This window comes from Candidatus Njordibacter sp. Uisw_039 (assembly GCF_047730075.1).
Taxonomy (GTDB): Bacteria; Pseudomonadota; Gammaproteobacteria; order Pseudomonadales; family Balneatricaceae; genus Njordibacter.
Window position 1 is genome coordinate 849,905 of record NZ_CP159831.1, and the last position, 16,125, is coordinate 866,029.

Annotated in this window: 16 protein-coding genes; 11 read left to right on the top strand and 5 right to left on the bottom strand. The window is 44.9% G+C overall.

What is annotated here, in order from left to right; translation table 11 throughout:
- Positions 1-97: 97 nt before the first annotated feature.
- The 3 genes from gcvT to ABXT70_RS04100 are packed head-to-tail and all read left to right on the top strand — an operon-like array spanning position 98 to position 3,162.
- A complete protein-coding gene (gene gcvT, locus ABXT70_RS04090) occupies positions 98-1,219 on the top strand; it encodes a glycine cleavage system aminomethyltransferase GcvT (protein WP_443641902.1) in 1,122 nt (373 codons plus the stop codon).
- Between the two features lie 31 nt (positions 1,220-1,250).
- Positions 1,251-2,705 (top strand): exodeoxyribonuclease I, encoded by a 1,455-nt coding sequence (gene sbcB / locus ABXT70_RS04095; protein WP_443641903.1) that lies wholly within the window; start codon positions 1,251-1,253, stop codon positions 2,703-2,705.
- Between the two features lie 4 nt (positions 2,706-2,709).
- A complete protein-coding gene (locus ABXT70_RS04100) occupies positions 2,710-3,162 on the top strand; it encodes a YqaA family protein (protein WP_443641904.1) in 453 nt (150 codons plus the stop codon).
- A 6-nt stretch (positions 3,163-3,168) separates the two neighbouring features.
- Here the strand turns inward: ABXT70_RS04100 and yaaA are convergent, their stop codons facing one another.
- Positions 3,169-3,942 carry a peroxide stress protein YaaA gene (gene yaaA, locus ABXT70_RS04105; RefSeq protein ID WP_443641905.1) on the bottom strand — a complete coding sequence of 258 codons (774 nt, stop codon included), beginning with the start codon at positions 3,940-3,942 and terminating at the stop codon, positions 3,169-3,171.
- Positions 3,943-4,051: 109 nt separating this feature from the next.
- Here yaaA and ABXT70_RS04110 point away from each other — a divergent pair, with 109 nt between their 5' ends.
- Positions 4,052-4,741 (top strand): uridine kinase family protein, encoded by a 690-nt coding sequence (locus tag ABXT70_RS04110; protein WP_443641906.1) that lies wholly within the window; start codon positions 4,052-4,054, stop codon positions 4,739-4,741.
- 10 nt (positions 4,742-4,751) lie between these two features.
- Here the strand turns inward: ABXT70_RS04110 and kdsA are convergent, their stop codons facing one another.
- Positions 4,752-5,594 carry a 3-deoxy-8-phosphooctulonate synthase gene (gene kdsA, locus ABXT70_RS04115; RefSeq protein ID WP_443641907.1) on the bottom strand — a complete coding sequence of 281 codons (843 nt, stop codon included), beginning with the start codon at positions 5,592-5,594 and terminating at the stop codon, positions 4,752-4,754.
- A 376-nt stretch (positions 5,595-5,970) separates the two neighbouring features.
- On the opposite strand from kdsA, the gene nrdA reads away from it, so the two are divergent.
- The 3 genes from nrdA to yfaE are packed head-to-tail and all read left to right on the top strand — an operon-like array spanning position 5,971 to position 9,699.
- Positions 5,971-8,229 (top strand): class 1a ribonucleoside-diphosphate reductase subunit alpha, encoded by a 2,259-nt coding sequence (gene nrdA, locus ABXT70_RS04120; RefSeq protein WP_443641908.1) that lies wholly within the window; start codon positions 5,971-5,973, stop codon positions 8,227-8,229.
- A 52-nt stretch (positions 8,230-8,281) separates the two neighbouring features.
- Entirely contained in the window at positions 8,282-9,412 is a 1,131-nt protein-coding gene (nrdB, locus tag ABXT70_RS04125) for a class Ia ribonucleoside-diphosphate reductase subunit beta (RefSeq protein ID WP_443641909.1), read from the top strand.
- 17 nt (positions 9,413-9,429) lie between these two features.
- Positions 9,430-9,699, top strand: coding sequence for a class I ribonucleotide reductase maintenance protein YfaE (gene yfaE, locus ABXT70_RS04130; RefSeq protein WP_443641910.1), 270 nt, complete (start codon positions 9,430-9,432; stop codon positions 9,697-9,699).
- 15 nt (positions 9,700-9,714) lie between these two features.
- Here the strand turns inward: yfaE and ABXT70_RS04135 are convergent, their stop codons facing one another.
- Positions 9,715-11,070, bottom strand: a complete 1,356-nt coding sequence (locus ABXT70_RS04135; protein ID WP_443641911.1) for a class II 3-deoxy-7-phosphoheptulonate synthase — start codon at positions 11,068-11,070, stop codon at positions 9,715-9,717.
- A gap of 325 nt (positions 11,071-11,395) precedes the next feature.
- Between ABXT70_RS04135 and ABXT70_RS04140 the strand changes: the two genes are divergently transcribed.
- Together ABXT70_RS04140 and ABXT70_RS04145 are read left to right on the top strand one after the other, a co-directional pair.
- Positions 11,396-12,124, top strand: a complete 729-nt coding sequence (locus ABXT70_RS04140; protein WP_443641912.1) for a response regulator — start codon at positions 11,396-11,398, stop codon at positions 12,122-12,124.
- Positions 12,125-12,919, top strand: a complete 795-nt coding sequence (locus tag ABXT70_RS04145) for a sensor histidine kinase (protein ID WP_443641913.1) — start codon at positions 12,125-12,127, stop codon at positions 12,917-12,919.
- Here ABXT70_RS04145 and ABXT70_RS04150 read toward each other — a convergent pair.
- On the bottom strand, positions 12,864-13,820 hold the full coding sequence (locus tag ABXT70_RS04150; RefSeq protein ID WP_443641914.1) for a LysR family transcriptional regulator: 957 nt from the start codon (positions 13,818-13,820) through the stop codon (positions 12,864-12,866). The two genes, ABXT70_RS04145 and ABXT70_RS04150, sit on opposite strands and share 56 nt — an antisense overlap.
- 9 nt (positions 13,821-13,829) lie before the next feature.
- Positions 13,830-14,753 carry an ornithine carbamoyltransferase gene (gene argF / locus ABXT70_RS04155; protein ID WP_443641915.1) on the bottom strand — a complete coding sequence of 308 codons (924 nt, stop codon included), beginning with the start codon at positions 14,751-14,753 and terminating at the stop codon, positions 13,830-13,832.
- A 191-nt stretch (positions 14,754-14,944) separates the two neighbouring features.
- On the opposite strand from argF, the gene grxD reads away from it, so the two are divergent.
- On the top strand, positions 14,945-15,301 hold the full coding sequence (grxD, locus tag ABXT70_RS04160; RefSeq protein WP_443641916.1) for a Grx4 family monothiol glutaredoxin: 357 nt from the start codon (positions 14,945-14,947) through the stop codon (positions 15,299-15,301).
- Between the two features lie 39 nt (positions 15,302-15,340).
- Positions 15,341-15,946, top strand: a complete 606-nt coding sequence (locus tag ABXT70_RS04165) for a peroxiredoxin (RefSeq protein WP_443641917.1) — start codon at positions 15,341-15,343, stop codon at positions 15,944-15,946.
- The last annotated feature ends 179 nt before the right edge of the window (positions 15,947-16,125 follow it).

A 16,125-nucleotide genomic window follows, 5' to 3' on the forward strand; every position in this document is an offset into this window, starting at 1 on the left:
ATACATGGACAACAGTATAAAGAAAATTTGTTTCCTATAGGAAACTTGCTTATAATCGCCGCAGAACCTTAATTGCAATTAAAGCCGCGAGAAGCCAATGTCTGATTCTTTGTTAATTACTCCTTTTCATGCCATGCATATTGAAGCAGGAGCCAAAATGGTTCCTTTTGCTGGCTACGACATGCCTGTGCAATACACCATGGGTGTAAAACAAGAACATTTACATTGTCGTGCTCAAGCAGGTCTTTTCGACGTTTCCCATATGGGTCAAGTGCGCCTTACAGGTGCGTCGATGGAAGCTGTGGCTCTGGCTTTAGAAAGTTTAATCCCAGCCGATTATGTGACCCTAGCTGAAGGGCGCCAACGTTATGGTTTTTTCACTAACGCTATGGGCGGCATTATGGACGATTTGATGGTGACTAACGCCGGTGACCATTTTTTTGTTGTCGTCAACGCGGGGTGCAAAGAGCAAGACATTGCTCATATGCGTGCGCATTTTGGCAGTGACATTAAACTACAAGTGCTCAATGACCGATCTTTGTTGGCCCTGCAAGGCCCGATGGCCGGTGAAGTGCTGGCTCGCTTTGCGCCAGAGGTTGCGGACATGCGTTTTATGGATGCAAGAGCGGTCTCTATTTTGGGTCACGATTGTTTTATTGGCCGCGCAGGTTACACGGGTGAAGACGGGTTTGAAATTTCTGTGGCAAATGATCACGCAGAAGCTCTTGCCGCAAGTTTATTGGCCTTTGACGAGGTGGAATGGATTGGTTTAGGCGCCCGTGATTCTCTGCGTTTAGAGGCAGGCCTGTGTTTGTATGGCCACGATCTAAACCAAGAAACGACGCCAATCTCTGCTAACTTAAATTGGGGTATTCAAAAAAGTCGTCGCATGGGTGGAAACCGTGAAGGCGGATTTCCTGGTGCAGAAGTTATTCTCGCTGAAATGGTTAACGGCACAATACGCCGCCGTGTTGGTTTGCTACCAGATGGTAAAGCCCCAGTACGTGAGGGTGTTGAGTTGGTTACAGCCAATGGTGATGTGATTGGAGTGGTGACCTCTGGTGGGTTTGGCCCTAGCTTAGGTGCTCCTCTAGCCATGGGCTACCTTGATAACGCCTATAGCAGCATTGGCACTCAAGTGTTTGCTCTAGTGCGTGGCAAGCAATTGCCTTGCAGAGTGTGTAAAATGCCATTCGTAGAACAAACCTATCGTCGGTAAACATCGGCACAGCCCTTAAAGGAACTCTCGCTTGGCTTATCAACCGGACCAAACTCAAACATTGCTATGGCATGACTACGAAACTTTTGGTTTGGACCCCCGCTGGGACCGTCCTTCACAATTTGCAGCCATTCGCACTGATCTAGATTTTAATCCTATTGGTGAGCCCATGATGTGGTATTGCCGTCCTGCCGATGACTACCTTCCATCAGCAGGTGCCTGTTTGGTGACTGGCGTCACACCACAAAAATGTCTTCAAGAAGGGATGCCAGAAGTTGAATTCATGACCCTTATTAATGACCAAATGAGCCAGCCTGGTACCTGCAGCCTAGGTTATAACAGTTTGCGCTTTGATGATGAATTCACCCGCTTTGGCCTGTATCGTAACTTCTTTGATGCCTATGCCCGTGAATGGCAGGGTGGTAATAGCCGCTGGGATTTGATTGATCTTGTGCGCACTGCATCATCCATACGACCTGAGGGTATTAACTGGCCCCACAATGAAGTGGGTGAACTTGTTCTTAAACTCGACCAGCTTGCGCCTGCTAACGGCATAGAACACACCAATGCCCATGATGCCTTAGCGGATGTGCGCGCTACTATTGAATTAGCTCGGTTGCTCAAAAAAGCCCAGCCCCGCCTATATAATTACGTGTTCCAGCTTAAACATAAAGCCCAAGTATGGGGGCAGTTAGATTTACAAATGCGTAAGCCAGTGTTGCACGTTTCTTCCATGTATGGACGCGGCAACGGTTATTTGTCATTAGTAGGGGCTTTTTCAAAACACCCGAGTAATAACAATGGTGTGCTGGTATTTGATTTACGTCAAGATCCACGGTTGTGGCAAGGCTACAGTTCGGCGCGGTTACAAGAACTCTTGTTTAGCCCCAGAAACCAACTTTCCACAGACACTATTCGTCCAGCTGTGAAAGAAATTCATGTTAATAAATGTCCTGTGGTGGCCCCATTACAAACTTTAGCCGATGAGCAAGCCCAAAAATTTAGTATTGATAAAGCTCAATGTCAGACGCATTTACAATATTTGCGGCAAGATTCGGAGTTATGTCAGGCGCTGGTTGAAGCGTTTGCTAATCGGCCTGATTTTCCTGCTGTAGATCCAGATGCAGGGCTTTATGGAGGTGGCTTTTTTAGTGACAATGACCGCAAGCTGATGCAGAAAGTGCATCAGCAAGACCCAGAAACCTGGAGCGAAGGTGAATTTTCTTTTACTGACAGCCGTTTAGAAGCCATGTTATTTCGCTTAAAAGCCCGTAATTACCCACATCTTTTAAGCGGTGATGAAATGCAAGCATGGGAAGCATTTCGTAGTGAACGCTTACTTGATGCCAGCGCTTCTGGGGCTCGGACCTATGAGCACTTTGCTAAAGAACTTAATGAGTTGGGTCAAAATACTAAAGACCCTGCTCAAATCGCCATTCTTGAAGAACTGCATACATACGCAGAATCTATTTACCCAATGAGTTAATAGGGTGTCTTGGTTTGCTTTATTTGGGTATAGCGCTTTAGCTGCAACACTGTTACCCGGTGGTTCAGAAATTTTGTTGGCTGCCATGTTAGTAGAGCAACCAGAGAATGCATTTTGGTTGTGGCTCATTGCAACTGCAGGTAACAGCTTAGGTGCATATGTAACCTTTTTTATGGGCGGCCTACTGGCGTTTAGGCTGAGGCACACGCAAAACCAAGCTATCCCTCAGAAAAGCATGAGGTACCGTTTAGAAAAGATGTTTACCTTGTCTGCCCAGCGCATTGACCAACTGCACCACTACGGTGCCTGGCTGCTCTTGCTGAGTTGGGTGCCCATCATTGGTGATGGTTTTTGTCTGGCCGCAGGTTATTTGGGTTGGCGAAAGAGGCTCTGTTTTAGCCTTATTGCTATAGGTAAAGCAGGGCGGTATGGTTTTTTTTGGCTTTGGTTGGCATAGACCTGCTTACACTTCTTCCCGTAAAAATACCCATTGGTTGTCGGTGCTTTGTTCTTCACTATAGTAGTACCCCAACTTATCAAAAGCTTTAATACCTTCAACATCTGTGAGTTCATTCTCGATGATATAACGGGTCATCATGCCACGGGCTTTTTTTGCAAAGAAGCTAATGATTTTGTAATTACCGCGCTTACGATCTTTAAATACCGGCGTGACTATGCGTCCAGCCAACTCTTTGGTGTTCACAGCTTTGAAGTATTCATTGGAAGCAAGGTTAACTAATATAGGATTAGTTTCTTGAATCAGCAACTTGTTGAGTCCTTCCGTAAGGGTATTGCCCCAATATGCGTAGAGGTCCTTGCCTTTAGGGTTGGCTAATTTGGTGCCCATTTCCAAGCGGTATGCCTGCATTAAATCCAGCGGCCTTAATAAGCCGTATAGACCAGATAAAATGCGTAGGTGAGATTGGCTAAATTGGAGCTGAGCATCAGTTAAAGTTTGCGCCTCAAGGCCAGTATAGACATCGCCTTTAAAAGCCAAAATGGCTTGTTTTGCGTTATCAATGGTAAAAGGTGTATGCCAACTACCGTAACGGGCAGTGTTAAGTGCTGCTAATTTATCACTCAGCTTCATTAGCTGGGCAATGTCTTGGGGAGCCATGGGGGCCAGTACGTCAATTAAGTCCTGAGCTTGGGCCAGATACTCTCCTTGGCTAAGCAGCTGTGTGTGGCTGAGAGTTTCAAAATCTAGGGTTTTGGCGGGCGAAATGACTAGAAGCATAAGCGATCATGACAAAAGTGGAATAACAATTAATGACGATACTAGGTAACAAATCCCCCTAGTGCAAGTGATAATACTAAAGTTTGCTCAAGGTTTGGTTTAGTTCAAGATGAAGATGTTAAGAGTGTATGATAATCTGCGCGATTATACTGTGCAGATTATCTCTGTTGACACCTGCTTAGGTATTTTCCATGGGGGGAGAATGTGGTTAGAACAAATCCAACGCATCGCTAAATTAGCCCAAGTTCGATATCAACAAGATCAGCTTTTAGTGATCGCTATAGACGGTTGTGGTGGTGCAGGAAAGTCTACTTTATGCCAAGCGTTAGCGGCAGAAATAGAGCCTTGGGCACACCCTCAGGTGCTCAAGTTAGATAGTTTTTATCATCCGCTTAGTGCAAATCAAAGAACACAATTGCAGCATATGCCCGCTCGTCAAGCGTATTTTAATGTGATGGAGTTCAAACACAAGGTGCTTAAGCCGTTGAGTAAAGGCCTTTGTGCAAGATACAAGCCGTTTCATTGGCTAGATGGCGAAAGTGATCAAGTGGTCGAGTTACTGCCTACTGGAGTACTGCTTATTGACGGTGTGTTTTCTTTTAGCGCACCTTTGCGCGGCATGGTACACCTATCGCTTTTTGTGGAAACGCCTTCACATATTCGTAAGCAGCGGCTGCTAGCGCGGCCACAGCTAGATACAGACTGGGTGAGTCATTGGCAGAATACCGAATCTTGGCACCATCAGCACGAACATACGTCAACTAAAGTAGAGTTTGTGCTGTCAGGCGCTAAAGGTTAGCAACTTAACGTTAAGTATTAAGTGCTGGTAATGACTTTACTAAGTCATCAATAGCCTTCACCTGGCTTAAGAAAGCCTCTAGCTTTGCCAGCGGGAGGGCACACGGGCCATCACACTTGGCTTTAGTTGGGTCAGGGTGGGCTTCAAGAAACAATCCGGCAATGCCTTGAGACATGCCTGCTAGTGCAAGTTGGGTGACTTGAGAGCGTCTACCATCAGCTGCGTGTGACTGCCCTCCAGGGATTTGCAACGCATGGGTTACGTCAAATAATAGTGGGTGGCCAAACTGTTTCATAATACCAAAACCCAGCATGTCCACCACCAGGTTATTGTAGCCAAAACTACTGCCCCGTTCGCATAACATTAACTTGTCGTTGCCAGCTTCTTTAAATTTAGTAATGATATGGGCCATTTCATTAGGCGTTAAAAATTGAGCCTTTTTAATGTTAATAACAGCCTGAGTTTTTGCCATGGCAACCACTAGGTCGGTCTGGCGGGACAGAAATGCAGGTAGCTGAATAACATTGGCTACTTCCGCAGCAGCTTGAGCCTGATGTGGTTCATGGACATCAGTAATGATAGGAACGTTGTAGGTTGATTTTACCGCCGCAAGTATTTCTAAGCCTTTATCAAGGCCTGGGCCGCGAAAAGAATTAACAGATGAACGGTTGGCCTTATCAAAGGACGCTTTAAATACGTAGGGGATGCCGAGCTTTTGCGCAGTGTTTACATAATGGTCGGCAATTTCTAGAGCAAGGTCCTTTGATTCAAGTACATTCATTCCACCAAATAGGGTAAATGGCAGGGTGTTACTTACTGAGAGATCGCCAACTGCTACGGTTATTTGAGACATAGGCTAAGAAATCCTTTTAACTACCGTTAATTCAGAAGTTTCTATTGTATCAGGCGGCTTATTGCAATCCCATATTTTCTCAACAATGGTGTATTTATGGTTTACAAAAAAATTACAAATATATTCCTGAGTGGAGACGCACGGGCTGTCTGGCCTAGCACTTTGTCAAGGCCGACTAGGTAGTTTTTTGACTCTTTTAGGCTTGATTTTATCAAGTCAAATGTCTATATTTAGTGCTGTATTATGTTTTGAGGCACAATATGTAGTGATTGAGGGTGTTTTGATCACTGTATGCTTAAACTTCTAAATATACCACGGACCTCCAGCTTTAAAGCTGAAAAAGAGTGCATGTCAACAAAAAAACATAGGCAAATCAATGCAAGATTTGATGGTCACAAAGCGTAACGGAAGACAAGAAAAAATAGACTTAGAAAAGATTCACCGTGTCATAGACTGGGCCGCAGAAGGCTTGGAAAATGTTTCGGTTTCTCAAGTAGAGCTGAAAGCACATATTCAGTTCTTTGATGGCATCCCTACTGCGGATATTCATGAAACCATCATTAAGTCTGCTGCTGACCTAATTTCTGAAGAGACTCCAGATTACCAATATTTGGCAGCTAGATTGGCCATCTTTCATCTACGAAAGCGCGCCTTTGGCTGTTTTGAACCGCCACATTTGGGCGAGCACGTGAAAAAAATGGTTGCGCTCAAAACTTACGACAGTGATTTGTTGAAAGATTATACCGAAATTGAATTTGATCAACTGAACAGATATTTAGACCACTCTCGTGACATGAACTTTAGTTACGCTGCGGTTAAGCAAATGGAAGGCAAGTACTTGGTACAAAATCGAGTCACGGGCCAAATCCACGAAAGCGCTCAGATTTTGTACATGCTGGTGGGTGCTTGTTTGTTCTCTAAGTATCCTAAGGCTACACGTTTAGACTATGTGCAGCGGTTTTATGATGCCGTGTCTTTATTCAAACTCTCTTTGCCGACGCCGATCATGGCTGGTGTCCGTACACCTACGCGCCAGTTTAGCTCCTGCGTACTTATAGAGTGTGGGGATTCGCTAGATTCAATCAACGCCACTTCGTCTGCTATTATTAAGTATGTTAGCCAGCGTGCCGGTATCGGTATTAATGCTGGCCGGTTACGTGCATTGGGCAGCCCGATTCGTGGAGGCGAAGCATTCCACACTGGAATGATTCCATTTATCAAGCACTTTCAAACTGCTGTTAAGAGTTGTTCGCAAGGTGGTGTTCGTGGTGGTGCAGCCACTTTGTTTTATCCTATTTGGCACTTAGAAGTTGAGTCCTTATTGGTGTTAAAAAATAATCGTGGTGTAGAGGAAAACCGTGCCCGTCACATGGATTATGGTGTGCAATTTAACCGGTTGATGTATACGCGCTTGATTAAGGGTGGCAATATCACCTTATTCAGCCCTTCAGATGTGCCAGGCCTATACGATGCTTTCTTCGCTGATCAAGATGAGTTTGAGCGACTTTACGCCACCTATGAGGCAGATGACACCATCCGTAAACGCACTGTCAAAGCGGTAGATCTGTTTAGCAAGTTTGCTCAAGAGCGAGCTCAGACTGGACGCATCTACCTGCAAAATGTGGACCACTGTAATACACGTAGTGCCTTTGATCCTAAAAAGGCACCTGTGCGCCAGAGTAACTTGTGTTTAGAGATTACTTTACCAACATCACCTTTAAATAGTATAGATGATGCTAGTGGTGAAATTGCTTTATGTACTCTATCGGCCTTTAACTTAGGTGCTTTAGACAGTTTGGACGAATTGGAAAACTTATCAGACCTCATCGTTCGCGCCTTAGATAGCCTACTTGATTACCAAGAATACCCTGTTCCAGCTGCTTATGAAGCCAGTATGAAACGCCGGACATTGGGTGTAGGAGTGACAAACTTTGCCTATTATCTTGCCAAGAATGGTGCTAAGTATTCTGATGGGTCGGGTAATGCACTCACTCACCGTACGTTTGAAGCAGCACAGTACTACCTGTTACAAGCCTCTAGCCGTTTGGCGCAAGAGCAAGGAGCTTGTCCCGCCTATGATGACACTTTTTATGCCCAGGACGTGATGCCCATTGATAGCTACAAAAAAGATGTTGATAAGTTCTGCGATCAAGAACTGTTGCTAGATTGGAACGCTTTACGCCAGCAGATTAAAGACCACGGTTTGCGTAATAGTACCTTAACTGCGCTGATGCCCTGCGAGACATCTAGCCAAATCACCAATAGTACCAATGGCATCGAACCTCCACGGGGTTATGTGAGTGTGAAGGCCAGTAAAGACGGTATTCTGAAACAAGTGGTACCTGAATTTAAGCGTTTACGTGATGCTTATGAGTTACTATGGAGTATTCCGAGTAACGAAGGTTATTTGCAGCTTGTTGGTATCATGCAGAAGTTTGTTGATCAGTCTATTTCTGCCAATACCAATTACGACCCAGCTCGTTTTGAAAATGAAAAAGTGCCCATGAAGCTTTTGCTAAAAGATCTACTTACTGCCTATAAGTATGGTGTGAAGACCTTGTATTACCATAACACTCGTGACGGTGCTAATGATGATCAAGATGATGGCTGTGAAAGCGGTGCTTGCAAACTATAGCCAGTAGTGCATAAGACCCCTTTAGATATAACTGTACACCTACGAGATAGCCATGGCTTATTCCACCTTCAATAAGGTTAAAAACGACCCTTTAAAAGAACCCATGTTCTTTGGTCAAAATGTTAATGTAGCTCGCTATGATCAGCAACGCCACGCTATTTTTGAGAAATTGATTGAAAAACAATTGTCTTTCTTCTGGCGTCCAGAAGAAGTGGATTTATCCACTGACCGTAAAGATTTTATGGCCATGGCAGAGCATGAAAGACATATCTTTCTAAGTAATTTGAAATATCAGACGTTGCTTGACAGTGTTCAGGGCCGATCTCCAAATATCGCATTTTTGCCGGTAGTGTCTTTGCCAGAGTTGGAAACCTGGCTTGAAACTTGGTCGTTTAGTGAAACGGTTCATAGCCGCAGTTACACTCATATTATTCGAAATGTGGTGGATGATCCCAGTATCGTATTTGACGATATCGTTGACAATCCCGAAATTGTTAAACGTGCAGAAACGGTGACACGTTATTACGATTTGTTCATTGAAATGTGTAGTCAATACAGTTTGCTTGGTGTAGGTACCCACCAAATTAATGGTGAAGAGGTCATCGTTAGTTTAAGCGCGCTCAAACGTCAGCTGTACCTTACTATTGCTTCTGTCAATGTACTTGAAGCTGTGCGTTTTTACGTAAGCTTCGCCTGTAGCTTTGCCTTTGCTGAACGGGCCATTATGGAAGGTAATGCGAAGGTCATTAAGCTGATTGCCCGTGATGAAGCCCTGCACTTAGCAGGCACTCAACACATGCTTAACTTAATGGCCAATGGCCACGATGACCCAGAAATGGTGGCCATTGCTGAATCATGTAAAGACGAAGTCATAGAGATCTTCCGCGAAGCAGCGGAGCAAGAACGGGAATGGGCTAAGTATTTGTTTAAAGACGGTTCAATGATTGGCTTAAATGCCGAAATTCTTAGTGATTATGTAGATTATATAACCAACGTTCGCTTGCGTGGTTTGGGGTTTGAAGAAATATTTAAAATCCGTAGCAATCCGTTGCCGTGGATGAATGCGTGGTTAGTGAGCGATAACGTGCAGGTTGCTCCTCAAGAAGCTGAAATTAGTTCATACCTTGTGGGTGCTATCGACAGTAACATGGAAGACGCAGACTTTGATGATTTTGACCTATGATGGTTGAGATCTTTTAAATGCCGGTACCACAACTGATGAGTTCCACAGTCACCATTAATGAAGTACAGAGTTTTTCTTATGGCGAAGAGTTTTCTTTGCTGGACAGTATGGAAGAGCACCAGATCCCCGTGACTTATAACTGTCGTGGTGGTTATTGTGGACTCTGTAAAGTGAAATTAACCTCTGGCAAGGTTAACTGGGTACAGGACAGTTTAGTGACCTTGGAAGCAGGTGAGATTCTAGTGTGTTGCTGTGTGCCAGATGGCTCAATTAGTTTGGCCACCTAGCAGCGCGGGCTGACCCTATCGATTGATTCGCGCCTGTTTCAGGGTGTCGGCAATTAAGAATGCCAACTCGAGTGCTTGGTCTGCGTTGAGTCTTGGATCACACGCTGTGTGGTAACGATCAGCTAGTCCTTCTGCAGTTATGTCATGAGCACCACCCATACATTCAGTCACATTCTGCCCTGTCATTTCAAAGTGCACACCACCGGCATAAGTGCCTTCTGCAGCATGCACATCAAAGAAGCTTTTCACTTCCCTTAATACATCCTTCACCTGGCGAGTTTTGTAGCCAGTATGGGTTTTTATAGTGTTGCCATGCATGGGATCGCTGCTCCACAGTACCTTACGGCCTTCTTTTTCAACAGCCCTAATTAATTCAGGTAGATAGGTTTCTACCTTATCTGCACCCATGCGGGTAATAATGTTAATGCGACCTGCTTCATTGTCTGGGTTCAGAACATCCAACAAGCGCAACATATCGTCGGCTTGCATAGTGGGTCCTGCCTTAAAGCCTAAGGGGTTTTTGACACCACGTAAAAACTCTACGTGTGCACCATCTACTTGGCGGGTACGGTCACCAATCCAGAGCATGTGGGCAGAACAATCGTACCAATCGTTAGTCAGGCTGTCTTCACGGGTTAACGCTTGTTCATAGTTAAGGAGTAAGGCTTCGTGAGAAGTGTAAAGGCTTGTTTTATGAAGCTGTGGGGTATTTTCAGCATTAAGACCACAGGCATTCATAAAGCTCAAAGAGCGGTCAATCTGGTCTGCCAGATTTTCATAACGAGTTCCAAGAGGGCTGGTTCGTACGAAGTCTTGATTCCATTGGTGCACTTTTTTCAAGTCTGCGAAGCCGCCTTGAGCAAAAGCCCGTAGTAAGTTTAGGGTGGCAGCCGATTGATTATAGGCTTGCACTAAACGTTCTGGGTTAGGCACGCGAGCAGCAGAAGTGAAATCTGTGCTGTTGATAATGTCACCCCGATAACTGGGTAACTCTACGCCATCAAAGGTTTCAGTATCAGCAGATCTAGGTTTGGCGAATTGGCCAGCCATACGACCTACCTTCACTACTGGGCAACTGCCCGCAAAGGTCAATACCACAGCCATTTGTAACATGACTTTAAAAGTGTCACGTATGTTAGATGCGCTAAATTCAGCGAAACTTTCTGCACAATCTCCGCCTTGTAATAAAAAGGCCTCACCATCAGTGACTTGGGCTAATTGTTTTTTTAGCTCCCGAGCCTCTCCTGCAAATACCAAGGGAGGTACCTGAGCAAGTTGTTGCTCAACGCGAGTTACTGCGTTGGAATTGGGATAGTTAGGTTGCTGTAATATTGGGAATTCACGCCAACTGGTTGGAGACCATGGTTTCATTAGGAGAGCCAAAAAAGGTAGGTTGAGCAATGCCCTTGGCAGTGCACGAAGTGTGCCCATTTTATATCACGCCTATCAGTTAGGTTCAATCTGACTCTGCGATATTTGTAACCAAGAGAGCACTAAATATAGTGGCTGTAAACTAGACACGTTCTGTAATATTGCTATCCAGAATGCTAAAGCATTATTGCACAGTTTACTTTTACTTACATTGGGCTATATTATGTAACGAAAGGGTAATTTAATATATTAAAGTGTAAGTATTTATTACCGTACCGAGTATTTGACCGATGTGGTTGTTCAACACACAACTTGGAACTGACAAGTGGATTTTAATAAAAGTACACAAATTTTAATTGTGGAAGACGATGAGCGCTTGGCTGAGCTTACTCGCGAATACTTAACCAACAATGGCCTTTGCGTGAGTGTAGAGCACAATGGTGCAGTTGCCGTAGGGCGTATTAAGGCAGAGCAACCTGATCTAGTTATCTTAGACTTGATGTTGCCCGGCGAAGATGGCTTGGGTGTCTGTAGGCTAGTAAGGCCAGAATATAGCGGCCCAATTATAATGTTAACGGCCCGTACTGACGAATTGGATCAGGTGGTAGGATTAGAAGTTGGTGCTGATGATTATGTTTGTAAACCGGTGGCCCCAAGGCTGTTGCTGGCTCGAATTAGTGCCATGTTGCGCAGAACCAACAAATCCCCAGCAGCTTCGGAAATCACTGCACTACAAAACTCTGCTGGTGCTCGGCATCACTTTGGAAGTCTCATTATCGACAATGCAATGCGTGAAGCATGGCTAGGCGATGATGACATTGAATTGACCAGTGCTGAGTTTGACTTGTTATGGCTGCTTGCCAGCAATGCTGGGCGTGTATTAAGCCGCGAAGAAATTTTCTCTGCCCTGCGAGGTATTTCCTACAACGGTCAAGACCGATCCATAGATGTGCGAGTTTCCCGTATTAGGCCCAAAATTGGCGATGACCCCGATCATCCTAGGCGCATAAAAACCGTCCGTAGCCGAGGTTATTTATTCGTGAAGGCTAATTAGGTGGACTTGCCAGCAAACCCAATGATTTTGGGGCGCATGGAGCAACAAATGGCGCTTCAGCAAGAGCTAATGGCCGCCATTTCCCATGAAATAAGAACCCCAGTCGCGCGCTTAAGTTTTGCCCTGCAGTTATTGCAAGATGCCTTAGAAGAGGATAAGGCGGGAGAGCGACAAATAGACATGATGTCTTCGTGCAAGGGCATGGCGCAAGATCTTGAAGAAATTAATGATTTGCTCGCTGAAACAATGACCTATATTCACCTAGAAGAGGGTGGGCCAAGGATTATTTTTCAAAAAGTAGATGTAAAAACTATACTTATTAACCTCTGTGTTCAATATTCTAGTTTGAACCCTCAATTAAATATTACGGTAGACCCGTCTCTAGATGATTTAATTGTTGACGTAGAACCCGTGCAGTTACGAAGAGCTTGCCAGAATTTGCTGGGTAATGCGGTTAAGTATGCCACATCTACCGTACTGCTAGGGTATCGCTTAGATGCTGACTCTTGTGTCTTGACGGTTGAAGATGACGGCCCAGGTATTCCAGAATCCGAGTATGGCCGCGTATTTTCACCCTTTACAAGATTGGATGAAAGCCGTAATCGCAGCACTGGCGGATTTGGCTTAGGGTTATCCATTGTTCGGCGTATTGCTTATTGGCATGGTGGGCGAGCAATTGCTGGTCGAAGTGATAAGTTAGGTGGTGCTAATATGATGATACGATTACCTGTACACCAACCTACAGACAGTCTTCCGGTGCCCTCAATGGCTCACCTTTCTGGTTTGTTTGCTTAATACCAACTAAAGTGGCTGCAGACGTTTCCCGTGCAGTGACAAGAAAATCCATCATGTATTTGCTGTCGGCTTGATCACTGCGTACGGCAGCATAAAGAGTACACCAAATGCCAGATTCTGACATAGGTATGGCGGTGACATAACCACGACTGCTGTATTCGTCTAAGGCCCAATTCGGTAAAGCACATACCCCCCGGCCACTGGCTACTAACTGCATCATCATTACAGTGAGTTCAGCATGCCTTATGGCTGCAGGCTCTACATCTGCGGGATCTAAGAATTGCACAAATACATCTAACATATCGCGATCAACGGGATAACAAATGAGTGTTTGGTCAGCGATATCTTGTGCTTCTATAAAGGCTTTTTCTGCTAACGGGTGGTGATTGCTAACCGCAAGCACGGACTCGTAGCTAAACAATGGCACATAGCTTATGCCTGGTAAATCCTTAGGGTTAGCAGTGATTACAAGGTCCAGCTCACCACTTCGCAGTGCCGGTAGGGGTGCAAAATTGAAGCCACTGGCTAAATCAAGCTCCACCTCGGGCCAATCGGCACGGTAACGGTCTAAGCTAGGCATTAACCATTGAAAGCAACTATGGCACTCTATGGCGATATTAAGGCGACCTACAGCACCCGCAGCTAAACGGATGATTTCGCGTTCTGTATTACGAATCTGTGGCAGCAGGTCATCTGCAAGAAGCAGTAATCGCTGACCCGCAGTGGTAAATTCCACGGGTTTGGTTTTCCTCATAAACAGGTCTAAGCCAAGTTTATGCTCAAGGTCTTTAATTTGATGGGATAAAGCCGACTGGGTAAGAAAGACCTTCTCTGCCGCTTCCACCAGACTGCCTGTTTCTCTAAGGGCTGAGAGAGTGCGTAGGTGTCGTAACTCAATCATATGGCCTACTTATACTTGTGGTTGTAATAACAAAAACTCCATCAGTGCTTTTTGAGCATGTAAACGGTTCTCAGCCTCGTCGTATACCACACTGCGTGGGTCACTGAGCATGTCGTGACTAACTTCTAAACCGCGGTAGGCTGGTAAACAATGCATGAAAAGGGCTTCTGGCTCTGCCAAATCCATTAGTGTGGGGTTAACTTGATAGTCCTCAAAGGCAGTTTCGCGCGCTTTCTTTTCGTCTTCTTGACCCATAGAGGCCCAAGTGTCGGTAACTACCAAATGGCTGCCAATGACAGCTTGTTTAGGATCTTGTACCAGATGCACTCGGTCAGCATTGTTGGCCATCAGCTGTGTATTTGGTAAATACCCATCTGGGCACGCTACGTTGAGTTTAAAATTAAACTGTTTGGCGGCATTAATAAACGAATGGCACATGTTGTTGCCATCACCAATCCAGGTGACAGTCTTGCCACTGATGCTGCCTCGGTGCTCAACAAAGGTTTGTATATCAGCTAACAATTGACAGGGGTGGTAATCATCCGTAAGAGCGTTAATGACAGGGACTTTGGAATGAGCTGCAAACTCTTCTACTTGGGCGTGGGCAAAAGTACGAATCATAACAATGTCGGCCATGCTGGAAATTACCCGAGCACTATCTGCAATAGGCTCCCCACGGCCTAGGTGTGTGTCTCGTGGAGAGAGGAATATAGCATGTCCACCTTGTTGCGCCATACCTGCTTCAAATGACACCCGTGTCCGTGTAGATGACTTTTGAAAAATCATAGCCAATACCTGATTGCGGAATGGCTCATAAAGGGTCTTCGAATTGCGTATTTGTTTGAGTTCGATGGCGCGTTGAATGACCCAATGGAGCTCGTTAGGAGTCAAGTCGAGCAAGGTTAAAAAGTGACGTGGTGACGAGTTGGGCATGGAAAATGGCCGCCTAAACCAAGAATGATAGGGGTAATGGCCTATGCTTGCAAATATATAAGCTTATAAGGTCTATATATATTGTAAATTATGGTAAATAGTGTGGATCATGGTGTTTTTTTGGCCAAATAATAACTGACTAAATTGGTCGGATATGGGTATAATTGCGCAATTGAATTATGCAACCATAAATGAGCGAGACCATAATTATGGATACGTTAACCACCATTAAAGAACAGATCGAAAGCAATGCCATTTTACTGTACATGAAAGGTACGCCTAAATTTCCTCAGTGTGGATTTTCTTCACAAACAGTGCAAAACCTTATGAACTGTGGAGAACGTTTTGCTTTCGTTAATATACTAGAGCATCCAGACATTCGGGCAGAATTGCCCAAGTATGCCAATTGGCCAACGTTCCCGCAGTTGTGGATCAGTGGTGAATTAGTTGGCGGTTGCGATATCATCACCGATTTAGCTCAATCAGGTGAGTTAGCTGAAATGATAAGCGCCGCTGCACCTGCCGAAGCAGATGCAGACACAGAGTAATTTAATAATCAAAAAACTAACTATTATAGAGGAACAACTATGAGCGTATTAGTAGGCAAGCAAGCGCCAGATTTTACAGTACCAGCCGTATTAGGCGATGGCACTATTGTTGATGATTTTAATCTTTCTGAAGCCATTAAAGGCAAATACGGGTTGGTCTTTTTCTACCCCTTAGACTTTACCTTCGTTTGTCCTTCTGAGCTGATTGCATTAGATCACCGTATGGATGAGTTTAAAGCTCGTAACGTTGAAGTTATTGGAGTGTCAATCGACTCTCATCACACCCACAGTGCATGGCGTAATACGGCTATAAACGATGGTGGTATCGGCCCAGTTAAGTACACATTAGCAGCAGACATGGCACATAATATTTGTCGCGCTTATGATGTTGAATTAGCTGATGGTAGCAAGGCGTACCGCGGTGCGTTTATTATTGATCGTGAAGGCCAAGTTCGTTCACAAATCATCAATGACCTGCCACTAGGTCGTAACATGGACGAACTATTGCGCATAGTCGATGCCCTTCAGTTCCACGAAGAGCACGGTGAAGTATGCCCAGCTGGTTGGAACAAAGGTGACTCAGGCATGAAAGATTCAGCTGCTGGAGTAGCCTCTTACCTAACTGAGAATTCAGACAAGCTATAAGTGTTGTCCTATAAAAAGCCCCGTTAGCCTTGTGTTATCGGGGCTTTTTTATGTACAGAGTGAACGGCATACTCCGTCTGCTCTTAGTAGCCTTGAGGCAGGTTTTGCCCCGCTGACAGAGATGTCAGGTAGGATGGCGTTAATAACCCTGCTAAATCGTCATTGCATAACCCTATAGG

What these genes read in the sequence shown, in the direction of transcription:
- gcvT (WP_443641902.1), top strand. Translation starts at nt 98, where the DNA reads ATGTCTGATTCTTTGTTAATTACTCCTTTTCATGCCATGCATATTGAA.
- yaaA (WP_443641905.1), bottom strand. Translation starts at nt 3,942, where the DNA reads ATGCTTCTAGTCATTTCGCCCGCCAAAACCCTAGATTTTGAAACTCTC.
- ABXT70_RS04110 (WP_443641906.1), top strand. Translation starts at nt 4,052, where the DNA reads ATGAAGATGTTAAGAGTGTATGATAATCTGCGCGATTATACTGTGCAG.
- kdsA (WP_443641907.1), bottom strand. Translation starts at nt 5,594, where the DNA reads ATGTCTCAAATAACCGTAGCAGTTGGCGATCTCTCAGTAAGTAACACC.
- nrdA (WP_443641908.1), top strand. Translation starts at nt 5,971, where the DNA reads ATGCAAGATTTGATGGTCACAAAGCGTAACGGAAGACAAGAAAAAATA.
- nrdB (WP_443641909.1), top strand. Translation starts at nt 8,282, where the DNA reads ATGGCTTATTCCACCTTCAATAAGGTTAAAAACGACCCTTTAAAAGAA.
- yfaE (WP_443641910.1), top strand. Translation starts at nt 9,430, where the DNA reads ATGCCGGTACCACAACTGATGAGTTCCACAGTCACCATTAATGAAGTA.
- ABXT70_RS04135 (WP_443641911.1), bottom strand. Translation starts at nt 11,070, where the DNA reads ATGAAACCATGGTCTCCAACCAGTTGGCGTGAATTCCCAATATTACAG.
- ABXT70_RS04150 (WP_443641914.1), bottom strand. Translation starts at nt 13,820, where the DNA reads ATGATTGAGTTACGACACCTACGCACTCTCTCAGCCCTTAGAGAAACA.
- argF (WP_443641915.1), bottom strand. Translation starts at nt 14,753, where the DNA reads ATGCCCAACTCGTCACCACGTCACTTTTTAACCTTGCTCGACTTGACT.
- grxD (WP_443641916.1), top strand. Translation starts at nt 14,945, where the DNA reads ATGAGCGAGACCATAATTATGGATACGTTAACCACCATTAAAGAACAG.
- ABXT70_RS04165 (WP_443641917.1), top strand. Translation starts at nt 15,341, where the DNA reads ATGAGCGTATTAGTAGGCAAGCAAGCGCCAGATTTTACAGTACCAGCC.